The sequence below is a fragment of the Tamlana sedimenti genome (assembly GCF_038148895.1).
Classification (GTDB): domain Bacteria; phylum Bacteroidota; class Bacteroidia; order Flavobacteriales; family Flavobacteriaceae; genus Tamlana.
Genome location: NZ_JBBVGQ010000003.1, coordinates 333,567 through 353,011, shown reverse-complemented (window position 1 = coordinate 353,011; position 19,445 = coordinate 333,567). Strand labels below are relative to the sequence as shown.

The following is a 19,445-nucleotide window of genomic DNA, read 5'->3' as shown; positions in this document are numbered from 1 at the left end:
AATTAAAGGTTGCTATTTAAAATTTCGGCGATATGAAGGATTTTAAGCGGCTGTTTGTTTCGGGTTACCAAACCTTCCAAATGCATTAAACAAGAGGTGTCGGTTGCCGTAATCACTTCAACGCCACTTTCCAGATGATCTTTAATTTTGTCTTTTCCCATTTTTACAGAAACGGCTTCCTCAGTAACGGCAAAGGTTCCGCCAAAGCCACAGCATTCATCACTTCGTTTTATGGGCATTAATTCAACACCTTTTACTTCTTTCAGTAATTCTTCTATGTATGAATATTCAGGAGTGACGCGTTCTGAGCACGATCCCAAACGCAAGCCTCTAAGTCCGTGGCAGCTTTTGTGCACGCCAACTTTATGCGGAAAAGAAGCACCCAAATCTTTCACTTTTAAAACGTTTAAAATAAAATCGCAAAGCTCATAAACATTGTTCCGTACTTTTGTGACATCATCGGTTTGGGGAATAATGTTGTAATGCTTTTTTACATGATAGGCACAGCTTCCGGAGGGTGTTACAATGTAATCAAAATCCTTGAAATTATTCACAAAATGGTGGCAAGCGCCAACAGATTCCGATTCGTAACCCGAATTCGCCATGGGCTGTCCGCAACAGGTTTGTCCTGATGGATAAACTACTTCTACGTTCAATTTTTCAAGAAGTTCCAAGGTGGCTTGCCCAACTTGAGGATACAATTGATTGATATAACACGGAATGAATAGTCCTACTTTCATTTTATCTGGTTTCTGGTTTTTGGTTTTTGGTTTCTGGTCTCGGAATGAGCTTACTTTTTAAAAGGAACTACCTTTTGTTTTGAGGTTCCTAAACCTTCAATACCTAATTCTACGACATCTCCAGCTTTTAAGTAAACAGGAGGATTAAGACCCAAACCGACACCAAATGGTGTTCCCGTAGAAATTATATCCCCGGGAAGCAAGGTCATGAATTGACTGATATGACTAACCGATTGTTGCACGTTGAAAATAAAATCGGAAGTTGAACTGTTTTGCATAATTTCACCATTCAATTTCAACCATAAATTCAGATTGTTAGGGTCTGGAATTTCATCTGTAGTGGCAATGAAAGGGCCAACAGGGGCGAAGGTGTCGCATCCCTTTCCTTTGCACCATTGCCCTGAACGTTCAATTTGAAATGCACGCTCGCTTACATCGTTGTGCAAAACGTAACCTGCAATATGGTCGAAAACTTCATCTTCTTCAATATACGACGTTTTTTTGCCAATAACGATTGAAAGTTCTACTTCCCAATCTGTTTTTGTACTATTTTTTGGCAACATAATATCATCATTGGGTCCAACCATAGCCGTGGTGGATTTAAAGAACAAAACTGGTTCTTTGGGTACTTCCATTCCGGCTTCAGCGGCGTGTTGCGCATAGTTCAAGCCAATACAAACTATTTTTGAAGGTCTGGTTAAAGGAGCTCCCAAACGCACATTATCGTCTATTTCTGGACAGTTGGACTGATTGGATTCCAACCATGTTTTTAATTTTTCAATGCCATCGTTTCCGAAGAATTTTTCATTGTAATCCATTCCGAAGGCAGAAACATCTATTTTTGTTCCATTTGCCAATTGAACACCGGGTTTTTCCTGTCCAGCTTTTCCAAATCGTATTAGTTTCATATATCTGTTTCGTTTTATATTTTGAATGATTATCCGTTTAGTGTTACAAATCCACCATCAATGGCATAGTTTGAACCTGTAATGAAGCCAGCTTCATCAGAGCACAAGAACAGTACTAAATCTGCCATTTCCTGTGTACTGCCCATACGTCCAATAGGTTGTGTTTTAGATAGTTTTTCAAACATTTCTGCTTCTCTTCCTGGGTAATTTTTACTTATAAAGCCATCAACAAAAGGCGTATGCACGCGCCCGGGAGCAATACAGTTGCAACGAATACCGTCGTTAATATAATCTTTAGCCACAGAATAGGTCATGGTTAAAACAGCTCCTTTGGTCATGGAATAGGCAAAACGATCGCTTAGCCCAATTGAAGAAGCAATGGATGCTAGATTCAAAATCACGCCGCCACCATGACTTTTCATGGATGGAATTACTGCTTTTAAGCAGTTGTAGACACCTTTGATGTTAACATCATAAAGTCGATCTAAATCAGCTTCTTCAACAGCCTCAATATTACCAACATGGGCAATACCGGCGTTATTTACTAAGATGTTTATGTGTTCAGTTTTCAAAATACCATTAATGACTTCAAAAACATTTTTTTGATTTGAAACATCACATTTGTGGGCTTCTGCTGAAGCTCCAAGTTGTTTGATTTCAGAAACAACATGTTCGGCCGCTTCCAAATTGAAATCGAGAATATGAACCTTGGCACCCTGTTGGGCAAAGGTCAACGAAATAGCCTCGCCAATACCACTTCCACCTCCGGTAACAACGGCAACTTTATTTTTTAAACTGAATTTAGACATGTTAGTTTAGTTTTAATTTAGCAGAATATCAAGTTACAATATTAGCTTGAAAAAGATTGAAAATCTTCCTAATAATTGATTTTATGTGATACTTTTTTTGCTTTTATAATTCAATATTGAAATATGAAGCAATTTATAATGAGCTATTTTTATTCCTTCTTATGTTTATCAACATATTCCGAAGGCGTGCAGTTCATGATGAGCTTGAACTGTCTGTTAAAATTGGAAATGTTTTTAAAACCTGAATCATAGCAAATTGCAGAGATGTTGTATTTGTTTTCCAATAGCAATTTACAGGCGTAACCAATGCGAATTTCCGTAACGTACCGTGAGAATGTTTTTTGGTTTATTCTTTTAAAATATCTACTAAAAGCAGAAGGATTCATATGGGCAATTTCGGCCGCTTTATTTAATGTGATGTCTTGATTAAAATTCTTAAAAATATAGGCGTGAACTATATCTTGCGTGTCACTTTTTGAAGTTTGAAAAGAGTTAACAAAACCCGGACTGGAAAGCCGTTTCGTGTCTTTATGTTTTGTCAAACTGTTGAGTATATTGAGAAAAGCCATTGTTTTTTCAAAGCCTTTTAGCTCCAGCATATTTTGAATATCGGTTATTAGATTTTTGTTAATATTTAAGAATTTAATGCCGAAACGGGCACGTTCAAACAGTTCCAAAATATGAATCATCTCTGGGGTTTCAAAAAACTTGGGACCCAAGTAATCCTGTTTAAAATGAATAGCTATGGCTTTGGCTGTTTCTTTTGAAGATTGTTGAAAATAGCCTTCATCGTTTAACCACATATGCGGCAAATCTTTTCCGATTAAAACAATATCACCTATGCCAAATTTTTCCACACTGTCACCAACAAAACAAGTGCCTTCACTTTTTAAAACTACAACCAATTCCAATTCAGGATGGTAATGCCATATTTTTAAAAAATAAGGATACTCGTTTACTTTGGTGGTAAACGAACTGTTGGAAAGGTTGCTTCGGTCTAGCAGATGAAGTTTCATTGATATATTATTATGACCTAAAAGTAACTTATTTAAGTTAATAGGCAAAAATAATATCAATATGTCTTTTTATTTGATTCTCCCATTCTGAAATATTGTCGATTTATTGTTGTATTCATAACTTTTTTGAAGCTCCTTTAACCCGCTTAAATTTCGATTAGATTTTAAAATTCCAACAAATACAGAGTATTCATAGTCAGAAAACACAACAAACCCTCCTTTTTCAGACATAACCGAAGAAATATTGATAAATTCTAATTTTGATTTTTCTAGATTTGGCAATAAGTCCTCATATCCAATAACAAATTGATTACTTGGTCTCTCTTTCTCTATCCTATATCTAATTTTATAAATGCTAAGTATATGTTCTTTTTCAACCTTATGATTACCATCAAAACAATTAAAAAACAGAATAGAATTTTTCATTGAAATACATTCCGAAATCAGTTCAGTTTGGATTTTGGTTAAACTCAACAGATTGAATAGTTTGTCAAACTTAGCTTGCTTATCGACCATTTTCAAATGTTTTATAACTTATTTTAAGGCATAGGTTTTAAACCTTCCCATTTCACATTCCAATTACCATCTTTTGGGAATCCTGGGTTTTCAATGGTATTGCCATCATAACCGGCGCACATCAATGCTATGGCAGAAAGATAACCACCATTTCCTGGTAGATAAAGCGTTAATCTGGGCGTTTGGTAATTATGCCCACTTGGCAAATAAGTATTCGTGATTTCATTCCTAAACAAGGCTTTTATGGCGTCTTTAGGCCTGTTTAATCGGGTAGCAGCCATGGATTCCAATGGAAAATCCCAACCCCAAGTGTGGTTCCATGTCCAAACTTTATCAACAACATCAAACGTTCTGTTCATTGCTGGTATATCGATGTAATTATTTTGAGGAAGATAGCTAATGGCACCCAAAACGGCAGGATGGTCAATGGTGTGTTCGCTCGTTTCCGAATATGAATTCGGTACACTTTCTGCAACTAAATACACACCATCTTTTTGTGCCATTGGTGACAGCTTATCAATTATTTTTTGCCATTCTTTGTTGGGTTCTAAATCTAATCTTTTGCGCCATTCTTGGGCTTTTTCCAATCCCCATTTCCAATAGGAAAGTTCCATTGGTGGATTAAAAGTCTCCGTTTTGTCAAAGCACTCTTGGGCTGGAATAACTCCTTTTCCTAGATTATATCTGTCATTTTCGGTATCGTATGTGGGAAATGAAGCCATAAAATCGGCAGTTTCAAAAATTAAGTTTTGGTATCTTTCTAAATTTTCCTGACTTGGGTTGTTTCTATAAATCAATTCGGCCAAATAAATAACATGAGGTTGCTGCCAAATTAAAAACGACCCTACATTAGATGGTGCTTCTCCACCGATGTGGTCGGTCATTTTTTGCCAGCGCACACCTTTATAGCCTTGTCGTTGGGCAATTTCCTTGGCACCCTCAAAAGCATCAAAATACCAATGCATGCTGTTTTCCAATAAATCGGTTCTTCCCCAAAGCGGGTAATGTGCACCATGCCACCAGTACATTTCCATGTGCGGTTTACCATACCAACTGTTATAGGTTAACCCGGTTTCTTGCACAGGATAATTCCCAGCACATTGCGAACGTGTTAAATATTGTGATAATACCACACGGCGTTCCAACTCAAAAGCTCTTTGGTCGGTACACTCTGAAAAATCCACAGCGCCACCAGACGACCAAAACTCCTCCCACTGAGCGATACTGTTTTGCTCAATAATACTGAAATCATTCAAAGGAGAATTTGGTTTTTCTTTTGAAAATTGAACGGTCACTTCTAAATCTCCATCCGAATTCGGTAATAGGGTATAATAATGGTCTTTAATTTTTGAAAGTTCGGCCTCTGAAGATAGTTTGGCAGATACAAAATATGTATCATTATCCAATGTTCTACTGAAAATAAATGCGTTTCCGTTTTCGTTATCAACCTCAGTAGTGTGTTTTTCGCTTTGTGAATAATTTGTGCCTCTATCCGCAAATTCATTGGTTGGATAAGGAAACCTGAACTTTAATTTCAATCGGTTTTCTTTCAGTAAAGCGGATTCTATTTTTGCAGAAATGCCATCGGTTTTTGAATCACCATACGTTATGACTTTCACAGGGACACCTTCAACGGTAAAGTTGCTTTCAATTTTACCTATCCATAAATTCAATTCTTGGTTTATGGCTTTTATGTCTTCAGGTTGAGCTATTGAGCCATCCTTTTTAAGGATTTCCAATCCAAAATTACCCAATTGAAGTCGATGTGGATTAGCCCTAAAATAATCGGCAGCGGCCATTGCCCGTTTATCCTCTCTGTTTTGGATGGCGTACAAACTGTTTGGGTTTCCATTAAAATTATAGGCTTTTAAAGTTTCTTCATGTTTAAAATCCTGGGTATTTGGCGACGTATGCCAACCCCATTCTGATTGCGTACCCAACGGTACGCCATTACTGTAAAACTCAGGGAATGTTTGCAGTCCTGTAACATCTACTGTAAATGAAAATTTGCCATTTCCCACATTTAAAGAACCTAAGGTGTCTACTTCCGAAATCTTTACATTATGTCTGGTTACTACTGCCTTTCTGTCAATTTTATTTGGCTTTTCTTCTTTTTTAGCACAAGAAAAAATAGTAAAGAGAACAGGAATTATTAATATTAGCTGATTTATTTTTTTCATTTGGAATTGTTTAGCATTAGTTGTCTGGTTTTTAAAAAAATCTATTATGGTTTTTTGGTAAATGTAACGTCATCTACCAACAGTAGGGCATTAGCATTGCCTTCAATATAAAAACCAATTTCAACTTTTTCATTTGAAACTTGAATATTGTCTATTTCTATAAGTTTCCACGATGAATTTTCCTTATTTATGTTTGTGTACTTATTATTCCCTGAACTTTCGGCATAAATGTTCAAATTTTTAAACCCATTTGTGTTTTTAATTTTTGCCGACAATTTGTACAGGCCATCTTTCAATTTAACATATGGTGTAGATTCTATGGTTTGGTAAACACGTCTTTTGAATTTCACTTTGTCTGAAACATGCAGGCTTTTTTCACCAATGACATGTTTTCTGTCTTTTTCAGTATTAAAGTAGTTTAACACAGGTGATTCGTCTGCTCCAACAACAATTGTATTGCCTTCGTATACTTTTGTTATCCATCCCTTTAATTGCTCTTGTATAGGTTTTACAGGGCTCGGAATATGTCTGCGGTCTGCTTCAAAACTTCCGTTTTTTACATAATTGTTATCAATAGCTGCACTCCAATTTCCTGTTGATACATCAAAATCCCATGAATTTAGTGAATTGAAATATGGAGTATCTCCATCAAACGAAATGGGGCACCATTGATTATATCCCAAGCCATTTCCAGCAAAGTTTGCCCATCTATCACCACAATAAATAATTAATTCTTGCTCACTTCCTTTTAAAGTAGTAAAAAAACCTGTTTGTGAAATGTGCGCATAATCATCTATGCAACCAGGGGTTATTAACATTTCATTAGTTGGTAAATAAGGACCGCGAATATCTTTAGCCACTAAATAATAGGCATAAGAAGAATCCCAACCATAAAGGTTTGAGGCAAATAAATAGTATTTACCGTTGTATTTGAACATGCAGTTACCTTCTCTACCGGCACCTTTAAAAACTTGTGTACAGTCCATTAAAGTTACCATGCCATTTTTAACGCCAATTTCTGAAATATATATTTTATTTCTTCCATTTCCATATGAATAGATAAGATACGAGATACCAGTGTCTTCATCAGTAAAAACAGTTTGATCACCAGTATTTGAAGTTCCAATCATGGCTTTCATACTAATTCTGTTATGCCATTTAAAAGGGCCTTTAGGACTATCTGAAACTGTTATTAATACTTGGTCATTATGCTGAATGACCAAAGCATATTTTTTCAATTCTTTAATATACGCTACACCTAACCTTCCCATCCATCTTGTGTTACCATAGTGTTTATTTATATCTTCAATGGTAAGAACAGGTTTTTCAGATTTCCAATTAACTAAATCTGTTGATGTATAACAAGTTACCGAAACAAAGTTGGCTTTAGGTTGGGTGATTGACGGATTGCTGCGATATAATTCTGCTTCTGCGTAATGGGCACCATACCAATAGTATTTTTGTACATTGGTGTCTGGGTCAAAAAATTTAAATATCCCACCACCTTGGCTGTATATAGGCTCTCCATTTTTTGTGTCCCAAAACGTATCGTTTTTAATATTCAAGGTTTGAGCAGTTGTTGTAAGTATTGGTAATGAAATTAAAGCTATTACCAAAAATGTACTTGGCAAAAAATAGGATTTTAGTTTTTTCTTCAATTTAGTTGTGACCATAATTAATTTCGTATCAATGTTAAACTCATTAAGCCGATTACTACGTCGTTCGCAATGGCTTTTAGTTCCAATGATTTTAATGTCCTTTCTGGGTTTAAAGGCAAATCTAAAATCGTACCTGCACCACCATCAATTCCAAAATCCGTAAACCCTTTGATGCTTATAAAATCTTTAAAATCTCTGGTAATTTCCCCTGTTTTAAAATACACTCGGGGCGGTTTTGGTGCATCGGTTGTAAACGCTAACCCATCAATGAAATAGTCCTGTTCAATCGGCCACCAGTTTTCTGGGTTTTTCAGTTGAAGGATTTCTGAAGAGCCATCTGTATAGTTCACTGTAATTTCACCATTAACAAATCTACTCTGCATTGGGTTTGTGGTTCCAGCCATCATAAAATACGCATGGGAAGCTTGTCCTGAAAGGGGAATATCAATGGACTCTGGAAAATTATCCCACATACTTACAAATGCAATATTATTTTCATTGACACTTGAAGGCGTTGTAAAAGGAATGTTTTGAGGACTTAAAATCGTATTATTTTCTCCAGCTCTTTGGCGTAAACCAGAATCATCAATTTCGGGTTTCACATATGGATAACACCAATTGCCAATGCCTTGGGTGGGCAACTGTAATGTTGGCGATTTTGCCCTTGGGCTAAAATATTGCTCCTCAAAAATATTGGTGACTTTACTATTGAAAACAGGTTCTAATGGAATGGTTTCAAAAATGGTTTTTTCTGAAAGTTTTTTATCCCAATTTTGAAATTTAGAGTTTTCCTTTTTTTCTAAAATATTCAAGTGAATCGGTTGCCACCAAAGCATGTCGTTTTGTTTTAACTGAACAAAAAATGTTTTGTTGCCATTTGCTGCCTTTATTTTAAAATTGAATTGCTTTTGAGTTTTATTAATTTCTGAAATTGAAGATTGAGGGTCGAAGATTTGAGTAATTTCAGGTTTTGAAACATTAAATAGCAACTCTTTATCCGGTTTTGTTTCATATTGAAATTTGAACTTTTCCAATAATTCACCTTTCCATTTTATTTCAATTTTGTAATTTTTTTGATAGGGACTTTCAATGATTATTTGAGGGGCACCAATGGCGTTTTCATCGTTTTTCCATGTCGCGTTGGCTCCGTTGACTTTTACATATTCCACGGCATCAAAATCAGCATCAACTTCTAGATGAAGTTTCATTTCGTTTTTAAACCGCGATGCTATTGTATAATTAGTCGTATTGGACTCCTTATGGAAATCAATTTTGATGTCTGGAATTTCCAAAGAACCTTCATTCCATTCTTTTGGGAAACCTGGTTTAATGACTAAAGTATTTTCAATAGAATTTGGCTGAATACCGAATAAACCTTCCACCAACGAACGTGCTGCCATCCCAATAGGGTCGGCAAAATCTCGGTATAATTCGCCCCGAATGGCATCGTAATACGAGAGTTGCTGAAATCCACCAGGAGAAGCTCCTAAATACATACTTTCCACCAAAGCACTTTGCCACAATTTATAGGCATCTTCCTTTCGGTTTCCTTGCCAATAAGCCAGTGCTGTATGTAAATTTTCAGCAAGTGCCACATTGTTGACCGACCATGTGTAGGGTTGCCAGTTGCTAGTGGAAATCAGTTCTAAATCTTTAAATGACAACCCTTCTGCATTTATAGGAATATGAGGAATATTAGTATCAATATATCTTAATGTTTGATAAGCTTGAAAATTGTTGGCAATACCTTCATCCAATGCATGGTAAATGGTCCAAATACCTGGATTGTCATGAACTAATTGGTTTCCAAGCAAATCTTTATATTCTGCAAAAACACCTTTATTTGCAATCCATAAATTGGTTTCAATAGCGTTTTTTATCTTTTTAGCTTCCTCTAAATAGGGTTTAGGATTTTCATCTAAAAGTTTAGCAATACTTGCTCCCAATAGGTTAACGGAATAATTGTAAGCCGAAGCATAGGTAACACCACTTCCGGAATATTGCAAGGCATCGCTTGCCCAAATGGTAGCATAGGCATCGTAAAGTCCGTCACCATCTGCATCAAAATTCCGTTTTTCCCAAGCTATATGCCGTTTCACAACTGGCCACATTTTTCGCATGAATTCTAAATCGCCAGTCCATTGAAATCCTCGTAATAGTTGATTGATAAACACCGAATTCATATCGTAGTGATGTGCTTTGGTATTGTTATTTGGATTCCGACTTATATAACCACGACTGAACATAGCCGTACCCAAAACCTCTTTTTGTCTGGCAAAATTTCTAGAACTGTCTAACACTACAGGACCGGTTTCGGGTTCTAAAACTTGGGAATTTCCATAGCTTTCAAAGTGCGTTTGCGCTCTATTGTGCCAACCCAATGGATGCGCTACATAGGCACCGCGCCATGCGTTCAAGTGCATTCTCCATGCTACTGCACCATGTAAATATGCTGGACTTTCCCAAATGGCATCGCCAGCAGTTGCCAAAGCACCGCCTAAAGTATTGATAAATGGGTCAGGTGTTTTTAAGACCACTCGATTTCTAAGCTGTTTTACTTTTTCAAGAGCTTGTTGGAATTCTAATTCGATTTGATTTTGTGAGGTTTGTGTAAAAAAGCCTTCGTTTTCAAGCTTCCAGAATAATTTTTTGGATGATTTTAATTTAATCTCCCCAACTATAATGGGCAAGCTATCTAATGTAGAATTATAGAGTTCTTTAGGGGATTTTTCTAAATCAGCGTTAACTATTTTGATGTTTGATTTTGGAAAATAGCCTAAAATAGTTCTGTTATTGCCTGTTTTTTGCTTATTACTTTCAGAACCAAATTCGAGTTTAAAATGATCGTTTTTAACTTCATATTGATTATTGACACAATATTCTGGAAGCATATAAAATACTGATTCAGGGTCAGCACCAATATCGCCATCGCGATGGAATTTTTTGCCCGTTGCACCTCCATAAGTCCAAATAAGCTTTATGTCTTCGGGAATATTTTCTGTTTCCACCTTTAACAAAAAGGCTTCATTTGTGGCATGAGCAGCAGTTTCTATTTTTATGATGCCATGGTTTAATTGGCTATCTCGAATTTCATATTGCATTATACCAGGTGTGTAAACGGTTTTAATAGAATCGCATTCGGTGAGCCATTTACTGGAAGTTTCACTGTAAATGCCCAGCTTAAAATTACCGCCCATTCCGGGTAAATACATAGCAAATTCAGGTAAATCACCAGTTTCAACTCGAAAACCTGTGTTGGTGCCATATAAGGCACGGTTGAATTTTCGAGTGCCATTTTTCAGAACAAAACTTTCGCCATCTGGTACGTAGTGTATTTTTCTTTGTGGTTGTAATTTGTATCCTTTTTGTGCAAAACATCCCGCCGTAACGAAGAATATTACAATAATAGTTTTGACAATGTTTATGTTTTTGCAGGAAGGCATTTTTTAATTTATTTTAAAGCCACATCCCAAACCTTCGACAATTTTGAAGTGCCCTTAGAACCTTTAACTTCTAAAACTACAACATATTTTCCTGCCTCTTTGTATTGATGAACAGGATTTTGATCGGTCGATGTGTAGCCATCACCAAAATCCCAAAACCATGAGTCAATTTCACCATACGATTCATCATTAAAAGCAACGGTTCTGTTTTTCATATCCATTATTTTAAATGACCATTTAGTATCAATATCTTTAGTGAATTCTGGCTCTAAAGCCATCAGTTTAAAGGGCAGGAGGTAGGATGCATCGCCATACATGGTATGCTCTTTTGAAAGGTTCCAAAACCCGTTGTTTTCTTCTTTGTTAACATCGTCATAATCAATAATCGCCCAACAAAGACCAATGTTTTTGTTTTCTTCTAAAACTGATTTTATGGCTCTTTCGGGACTATTTCCGGCATAATCAAAAGGGGTTATCCAAAATTCAAGAATGAGCTTCCCACTTTGACCGGGATTAAAATTGTAGTTGTAAGCGGCATTGGCATAGGGCAAATCCTTTATCCAAGGTTGGCTGCCCCAAACCATAGTCCATTCTTTGTCTTTTGCCGGTGTGAAAATATGGTAGTTTTGCGCATGAACACCATGATATGAATAGTAGGCATCCATAATATCCAAACTTTTGTTGGGATGAAAACGGTCTATAAACGGACCCCCAGATTGGTCAGCATCCACAACCACTTCAAAAGTATCGTTGTGAAGTCCAATTTCCGAAAAATCCCAGTAATCATCATAAGCTTCATATAAAAAATAAAGACGGTTTAGCCCTTTTACCCAACCCACTTTCACTGTTACATTTAAATTTTTAGGATTTGCTACGGGTTGTTTTCCGCTGTCTTCCCAAAGCTCATCTAAACCAACGGCGTAACTTTCTGGTACTATTTCCCAATCAGAAGTATCACCATTTATAGTTGGAATTTTATCTTTTGGAAATTGAAAGACCTTAAAACTTCGGGTGTCTTGGGCTTGTGTTCTTAAAATGATTAAAAATATAGCTGACAAAAACAGCAATTGTTTTGGGTTTGCCATTTTATGATAAATTAATTTTTATTGTTGGAATAAACCGTTTCAGGAAATTCAATATTTGATGTGTGTTTCAGTAATACCTTAGAGTTGTCTTCTGCAATTACCCTTACGTTATTTAATGTCCAATCAGCACTATAGCTAATTTGCCCTGCCTTTTTTGCTTCAATATGAACGTTGTTTAAAGTAACGTTTTCAACGATAGATTGTTCTATGCCACTAACATTTATGGCCGTTGTTGCGCCTTTAACATTAATATTGCTTAACGTGATGTTTTTAAACGTTGGAATACCTTTTTCAGGCTCAACTTTCATCAGCATTTTTTTCCAATGTTCTGGTATATCATCTTCGTTGAATTCTTCTGGAAGTTCCGAATAACTGTAAGCCGGATTCCAGTTCATGCCCACTTGCATAAAGGTGCGTACGGTATCCATTTTTATATTTTCCAAATAGATATCTTCAACGGTTCCTCCACGATTAGTGGCCGACTTTATGTTTAGCCCATTTTTTGTGCCCAAGCCTTTTATGTTTGATACATAAACATGCCGAATGCTTCCAGCGGTTTCACTACCTAAGGTAAACAATCCTGCACCTTGCCTTGCTACACAATTTTTAATCACAACATATTCGGTTGGTCTGTTAACGCGTTGGCCATCCCAATCACGTCCTGATTTCAAACAAAAATTATCGTCATTACAGTCAATATCGCAATTTTGAACCAATATCCATTCTGATGAGTCGATATCAATGCCATCGGTACTTGGGCCATGACCTCCAATATTGTTTTTTATCGTTAAGCCATCAAGCGTAATGTATTTGGAATACAGTACCTGTACTGTCCAAAAACCTGCCCGTTGAATATTCAAATTTTTAAAAACCACATCGCTTGAATTAGAGATTAAAAAAGTTCTTGGGCGTTTAGCATCATAATCAACAATCCACCTCAATCCTCGTGGTTCGTAGTCATTTTTGCGTAAATTCCAGTAATAATCCCAAAAGATTTTGCCTTGGCCATCAACTGTGCCTTCACCATCAATAATTACGTTTTTTTCATTTCTAACATTGATTAGAGCTGCGGGCCACTTCATTTCAATACCTGCAATTCTGGTATCGATTTCTTTGTAATCATTAATATTTTCACTTCCTAAAATGTTTACGTTTTTTGGGACTTCAAACTTGATATTGCTTTTGATAAAAATGGAACCCGTTAAATAATCGCCTGGTTTAAAAGTCACAGTGCCTCCGCCGTTTTCGGCACAAGCATCAATAGTTTTCTGAATGGCTTCGGTATTTGTTGTTTTTCCGTCGTTAATAGCACCAAAATCGTTTACATAATAAGTTTTGCCTGAAATATCAAAATCTCCAGCACCAACTTTATCCACCCAATCGGGTTTGTAACTTGTTTTGGATGCTTCGTGATTGGTTTTTTGCTGTTTACAAGAGGTAAATAGAAAAATGATAAAAGATGAAAGTGTAAAGATGAATTTGTTCATTTAGTGGTTAACTTTTTAAGTGTTTAATCGATGGGTTTAGTGTTAGGTTTTGCATACCTAATACTCGTTTAGGTTATTTGTATCGCCAAAAAGTAAATTTATGATAATCTGAAAGCGAATCTATCCTGTACCTACATGAGCTTTTCAATATTTAGAGGCTATTATTGTCAACATGTTAAAATTTAAGGAATATTTAAATGTAATCGATAATATTGGACACAATATTTACTTATCGATAAGATTTTAATTAGCTTTGTTTATCTACATTTTTAGTATGTAGTTAAACATCTAATTTACTTATGTCTCAAACCATAGAAATAAAAATTAACGAGTCTTCAAGGGTTCCAAAATATAAGCAAATTGTGGACTCGATAATCAATGATATTTCTAAAGGAAAATTAAAAATTGGAGAAAAAATACCTTCTATAAACGAGCTGAGTGAATCTTGTTACTTGTCTAGAGACACCGTTGAAAAAGCTTACAAGCAATTAAAGGAGCAAAAGGTGATTATTTCTGTAAAAGGAAAAGGATATTATACAGCCAAAACTGATTTGATTTCAAAAATTCAAATCTTCTTTATGATCAATAAGCTGAGTTCTTACAAAATGATGATTTACAACTCGTTTGTTAACAGTGTTGGGATAAACGCACATGTTACCTTATCGATTTACCATTGCGAAGAATCTATTTTTGAAAGAACTTTGGAAAGAAATTTGGGTGCTTTTGATTATTATGTGATTATGCCTCATTTTAAAACCGAAGAGCTTAATCACATAAGTGCAACAAATGGTGCTATCAAAATGATAGAAAGGATACCCAAAGACAAACTCATTATTTTAGATAATGACAAAATAGAGGTTCAAGGAACTTATGGAGCTGTTTATCAAGATTTTCAAGAAGACATTTATAATGCGCTTAAAACAGGATTGGAAAAACTTGAGAAATATGATAAGCTGGTTTTGGTTTACCCCTCTAAAACGGTTTACCCATATCCAAGAAGAATAGTTCATGGATTTAGAAAGTTTTGCTCCAGATTTAATTTTGACTTTGAGGTTCTAGACGAAATTTATGATGATATGGAACTTGACAGCAAGGATGCTTATATCATTATAGAGGAGAATGATTTAGTTAATTTGATGAGACAAGTTCGTGAAAAAAACCTCGTTTTAGGGCAAGATATAGGTGTGATTTCATATAATGATACTCCGTTAAAGGACCTTTTGGGAATTAATGTTGTTAGTACACATTTTAAAGCCATGGGAGAAACAGCGGCCTATTTAGTGTTGAACAACAAAAAAGAAAAGGTTAAAAACGTATTTGAATATATTGAGCGAAATTCACTTTAATTAAAGTTTAAACTTCATTAAATTTAAAGATTCATCATAGTACAGGATGGATTTTTTTTATTTTAAGGATAATTTAGTCGAAAATTCATTTATGTCAGGTTTCTACAAGTACGTTTTTTTATTTTGTTTCTCAAGTTTAACAGCCCAAAACAACTCGTTAAACAAATCATTTATCTTCGGAAAAAAGGCTAATAACACCAATGCTATTTCAATCAATGATCCAATTGCTTTCAATGAAAATTTGGGCTACGGATTTGATTTTGAATCTGGAAAGGAAGTCACTTTCAAAAAAGATTATATCTCAGGTAAAACATCTATTTATTTTTCGGTAAAACTGCCCGAAGGCAACTATAAAGTAGATGTTATTCTAGGCGGAAGGAAAAATGGAAATACTACTATAAAAGCGGAATCGAGACGGTTAATGCTTAAGGAGGTTGAGTTAAATAAGAAGGATGCAAAGCACTATTCTTTTATAGTAAATGTTCGCTCACCTAAAATTAATGAAGAACGTGCCATACCAATAAAAGACAGAGATAAAGGTCAATTAAATTGGGATGATAAATTAACATTGGAATTTTTGGGAAAATCAGCCATTAAAAGCATTGAGATAAGCTCGGCAGATAGCGTAAAGACCATTTTTTTAGCTGGTGACTCTACAGTAACCGATCAAGATGTAGAACCTTGGGCATCTTGGGGACAATTCATTACCAATTACCTTAATGAGAATATTGTAGTGGCTAATTATGCGGAATCAGGATCTTCATTAAGTGCATTTAAAGGCGCTAAACGATTAGAAAAAATACTATCTTTATTGAAGAAAGGTGACTATGTATTTATTGAGTTTGCCCATAATGACGAAAAACGTAAGGGTGAAGGTGTAGGCCCTTGGCAATCTTACACGAATTTTTTGAAAGAATACATCCAAGCTATTCGAGATAAAGGAGGTATTCCTATTTTATGTACGCCAACACAGCGTAGATCTTTTAATGCTGATGGAACTTTAAAACCAACTCATGGCGATTACCCTGACGCCATGAGAAAAGTGGCAAGTGATTTGCAAGTACCTCTCATAGATATTACAAAAATGACAACAGACATGTATGAGGCTTGGGGAGATGAACCGTCACGAAAAGCTTTTGTGCAATATCCTGCCCAAACTTTCCCCAATCAAACCAAAGCGCTGGAGGATAATACCCATTTTAACAGTTTTGGAGCTAATGAGATTGCGAAGTGCGTGGTGAAAGGCATAAAAGATTTAAATTTAGAACTTGTGAAATATTTAAAAACGGACATTCCTGATTACAATCCTAAAAACCCTGATGATTTTAGCGATTGGACCTTGCCAATGAGTACCCGTTTTGAAATAGAAAAACCCGATGGAAATTAAATAATATGATAAAAAATACCTCTAAACTAAACATCCTTTTTGTATTCATTCTGCTTTTTAGCCTGAGTTTGTCTGCACAAGAAACTAAAAAAATATACTTGTCCGGTAAAGATTTTGAAAACCCTGTAAAATGGGAGTTCATGTGTACCGATGGAAATAACAGTAAAAAATGGACAACTATAAATGTGCCATCCAATTGGGAGTTGGAAGGTTTTGGCGAGTATACTTATGGTCGTTGGTACAAAGAGTTAAATCAAGATGAACCCAGTAAGGAAGAAGGGTTTTACAAATACAAGTTCAATATCCCAGAGGATTATAAAGGAAAAAACATTACCATTGTGTTTGGTGGAGCCATGACTGATACCGAAGTAAAAATAAATGGAAAATCGGCTGGTGATATCCATCAAGGTGGATTTTATGAATTCAAATACAATATAACTTCACTGTTAAATTATGGAGGTGAAAACTTGTTGGAAGCCCATGTTTCAAAACATTCAAGCAACAACAGTGTAAATGCCGCAGAACGGAAAACCGATTGGTGGTTATTTGGTGGTATTTATCGTCCAGTTTGGTTAGAGGTTTCACCAGAATCTTATATCGAGCATGTTGCTATTGATGCCAAAATGGATGGTTCGTTGCGTGCAGATTTAAACTTAGTTAACGTTCCAAAAAACTCGGTTGTCGAAGCTAGTATAAGTCCGATAAATGGTGATGGAAATTTTAAGTCTATTACTATTCCATTAAAAAATGATTCAGATTTTCAAACTATTGAAGCTAAGTGGGAAAACGTAAAACCTTGGAATCCGGAATCACCAAATTTATATAGTTTATCCCTATCATTGAAGAATAACGGTTTAACACTTCACACTTCTAAAACAAGAATTGGTTTCAGAACCATCGAATTTCAAAAAAAGGATGGTATTTACGTTAATGGTAAAAAAATCATAATGAAAGGTATAAACCGACACACCATTTGGCCAGAATCTGGTAGGAGCACTACTAAGGCGATTAGTGTTCTTGATGTTAATTTAATCAAGGATATGAATATGAACGCGGTTAGAGGCCATTATCCGGGTGATGAGCATTTTTTAGATGTTTGCGATTCTCTTGGGTTATTTGTTTTAAACGAAGTTGCCGGTTGGCAAAATGGCTACGATACTAAAACAGGAACTAAGCTTATTAAGGAAACCGTTCAGCGCGATGTAAATCATCCGTCGGTAATTATTTGGGATCATGGCAATGAAGGTGGCTGGAATTACGAAATAGACCATGTTTTTCACGGATACGACCCACAAAAGCGTATCGTCATCCATCCATGGGCAGATTTTAACGGTTGGGACACACACCATTATCCAACCTATTTAACTGGTATGCACCGTTTTAATAATGGCGAAAATGTATTTCTTCCAACCGAATTTATGCATGGTACTTATGATAATGGTATTGGAGCAGGTTTGGAAGATTTTTGGAAACGTTATAAGCAGAGTCCCTTATTTGCCGGTGGATTTATGTGGGCCATGTTGGACGAAGCGGTATTGAGAACCGATTGGACGGGTGAGCAGAAATACGATTCCAAAGGAAACTTGGCTGCCGATGGTGTTTTAGGACCACACAGAGAAAAGGAAGGCAGCTTTTTTACTGTAAAAGAAGTGTGGTCGCCCATTCAATTTCAACCAAAAAGAATCACCTCAAAATTTGATGGCTCTTTTCTAATTTCAAATGAATATATCTATACAAATCTTAATAAATGTAAATTGGCATACAAGGTTTTAAAAGCCAATAATAGCATTTTATATACTGATGCTAAAGCTGAAGTTATAGCATCAAACCCTATTAAAATTGAAAGCATAGAACCCGGTGAAACCCGAAAAATACAATTCGATATTCCTGAAAACTTTTTTGAAGGCGATTGGTTGGAAATTACTGCTAACGATAAACATGGTAGGGAAATTTACACTTGGTCTTGGCCAATTCATCGTGCTTCTTATTTTGCTAAAAAATTTATTGAAAAGAATGAAGTAAAAAAGTCAGCCAAAGCCACAAAGGTTGGTGATGAGGTGCTTTTAAAAAGTAAAGAGGTTAGTATGAAATTTGATGTCAAAACAGGTGAAATCATCAGTATTGAAAACAAAAAGGGAAATGTACCTTTTGCAAATGGTCCACGACCCATTGGCATGAAGGCTCAAGTTGAAAATATTTCAACTGAAGAAACCGATAGTGCAGCTATTTGTAATATTAAATATTCAGGAGGAATCCACTCTGCAAAATGGACACTGTTTAACGATGGGCGTTTAAAGATGGAAATGGTTGTATTGAAAAATGCCGGAAGCAACAATGGTTTTGATGGGGCATTCTTTGAAGGAGAGATTAATAAATTTGGTATCACTTTCGATTTTCCTGAAGAAGGTGTAGAAGGCATTAAGTTTATAGGTAACGGTCCTTACCACGTTTGGAAAAACAGGATTAAAGGAACAGAATTTGGGCTTTGGCAGAAAGATTACAATAATACCATAACAGGTGAAAGTTTTGAGAATTTGGTGTATCCTGAATTTAAAGGCTACCATGCTAACTTTGTTGCAGGGAACCTAAAAACCCAAACAGGAGACTATAAATTTTTTAGTGAAAATGACAATCTGTTTTTAAGACTATTCACTCCAGATTTGCCAAAATACGCGGTTTCCAAAACGTTTCCACAACCTGAGTTTCCCGGTGGTAATATTTCATTTATGTATGAAATACCGGCCATGAGAGCCTTTAAGCCTTTGGAACATCAAGGTCCAGAGAGCCAGCCAACAAACATTAGAATCAAAAGTGGAGACGATGGTATTCCCATGACTTTATGGTTCGATTTTAGAAACAATTAATCCATT

At 35.8% G+C, this 19,445-nt stretch carries 13 protein-coding genes; 3 read left to right on the top strand and 10 right to left on the bottom strand.

Annotation, left to right across the window (positions count from 1 at the left end):
* Window positions 1-2 precede the first annotated feature (2 nt).
* The 10 genes from WJN01_RS09775 to WJN01_RS09730 all read right to left on the bottom strand — a co-directional run bounded on the left by WJN01_RS09775 (window position 3) and on the right by WJN01_RS09730 (window position 13,842).
* Entirely contained in the window at window positions 3-740 is a 738-nt protein-coding gene (locus WJN01_RS09775; RefSeq protein WP_445196972.1) for a (Fe-S)-binding protein, read from the bottom strand.
* Window positions 741-790: 50 nt separating this feature from the next.
* On the bottom strand, window positions 791-1,648 hold the full coding sequence (locus tag WJN01_RS09770) for a fumarylacetoacetate hydrolase family protein (protein WP_445196971.1): 858 nt from the start codon (window positions 1,646-1,648) through the stop codon (window positions 791-793).
* Between the two features lie 29 nt (window positions 1,649-1,677).
* Window positions 1,678-2,457, bottom strand: coding sequence for an SDR family NAD(P)-dependent oxidoreductase (locus tag WJN01_RS09765; RefSeq protein WP_445196970.1), 780 nt, complete (start codon window positions 2,455-2,457; stop codon window positions 1,678-1,680).
* A 149-nt stretch (window positions 2,458-2,606) separates the two neighbouring features.
* Window positions 2,607-3,473 carry an AraC family transcriptional regulator gene (locus WJN01_RS09760; RefSeq protein ID WP_445196969.1) on the bottom strand — a complete coding sequence of 289 codons (867 nt, stop codon included), beginning with the start codon at window positions 3,471-3,473 and terminating at the stop codon, window positions 2,607-2,609.
* 69 nt (window positions 3,474-3,542) lie between these two features.
* Window positions 3,543-3,989, bottom strand: a complete 447-nt coding sequence (locus WJN01_RS09755) for a hypothetical protein (protein ID WP_445196968.1) — start codon at window positions 3,987-3,989, stop codon at window positions 3,543-3,545.
* A gap of 23 nt (window positions 3,990-4,012) precedes the next feature.
* Window positions 4,013-6,169, bottom strand: a complete 2,157-nt coding sequence (locus WJN01_RS09750; protein WP_445196967.1) for a hypothetical protein — start codon at window positions 6,167-6,169, stop codon at window positions 4,013-4,015.
* A 44-nt stretch (window positions 6,170-6,213) separates the two neighbouring features.
* Window positions 6,214-7,842, bottom strand: coding sequence for a family 43 glycosylhydrolase (locus tag WJN01_RS09745; RefSeq protein WP_445196966.1), 1,629 nt, complete (start codon window positions 7,840-7,842; stop codon window positions 6,214-6,216).
* Window positions 7,843-7,844: 2 nt separating this feature from the next.
* Window positions 7,845-11,270 carry a DUF4450 domain-containing protein gene (locus WJN01_RS09740; protein WP_445196965.1) on the bottom strand — a complete coding sequence of 1,142 codons (3,426 nt, stop codon included), beginning with the start codon at window positions 11,268-11,270 and terminating at the stop codon, window positions 7,845-7,847.
* An 8-nt stretch (window positions 11,271-11,278) separates the two neighbouring features.
* Window positions 11,279-12,355 carry a PKD domain-containing protein gene (locus WJN01_RS09735; RefSeq protein ID WP_445196964.1) on the bottom strand — a complete coding sequence of 359 codons (1,077 nt, stop codon included), beginning with the start codon at window positions 12,353-12,355 and terminating at the stop codon, window positions 11,279-11,281.
* An 11-nt stretch (window positions 12,356-12,366) separates the two neighbouring features.
* Entirely contained in the window at window positions 12,367-13,842 is a 1,476-nt protein-coding gene (locus WJN01_RS09730) for a glycoside hydrolase family 28 protein (protein WP_445196963.1), read from the bottom strand.
* Window positions 13,843-14,141: 299 nt separating this feature from the next.
* Here WJN01_RS09730 and WJN01_RS09725 point away from each other — a divergent pair, with 299 nt between their 5' ends.
* The 3 genes from WJN01_RS09725 to WJN01_RS09715 all read left to right on the top strand — a co-directional run bounded on the left by WJN01_RS09725 (window position 14,142) and on the right by WJN01_RS09715 (window position 19,439).
* Window positions 14,142-15,188, top strand: coding sequence for a GntR family transcriptional regulator (locus tag WJN01_RS09725; RefSeq protein WP_445196962.1), 1,047 nt, complete (start codon window positions 14,142-14,144; stop codon window positions 15,186-15,188).
* A gap of 91 nt (window positions 15,189-15,279) precedes the next feature.
* Window positions 15,280-16,575, top strand: a complete 1,296-nt coding sequence (locus tag WJN01_RS09720) for a rhamnogalacturonan acetylesterase (protein ID WP_445196961.1) — start codon at window positions 15,280-15,282, stop codon at window positions 16,573-16,575.
* A gap of 5 nt (window positions 16,576-16,580) precedes the next feature.
* On the top strand, window positions 16,581-19,439 hold the full coding sequence (locus tag WJN01_RS09715) for a glycoside hydrolase family 2 protein (RefSeq protein WP_445196960.1): 2,859 nt from the start codon (window positions 16,581-16,583) through the stop codon (window positions 19,437-19,439).
* Window positions 19,440-19,445: the final 6 nt, after the last annotated feature.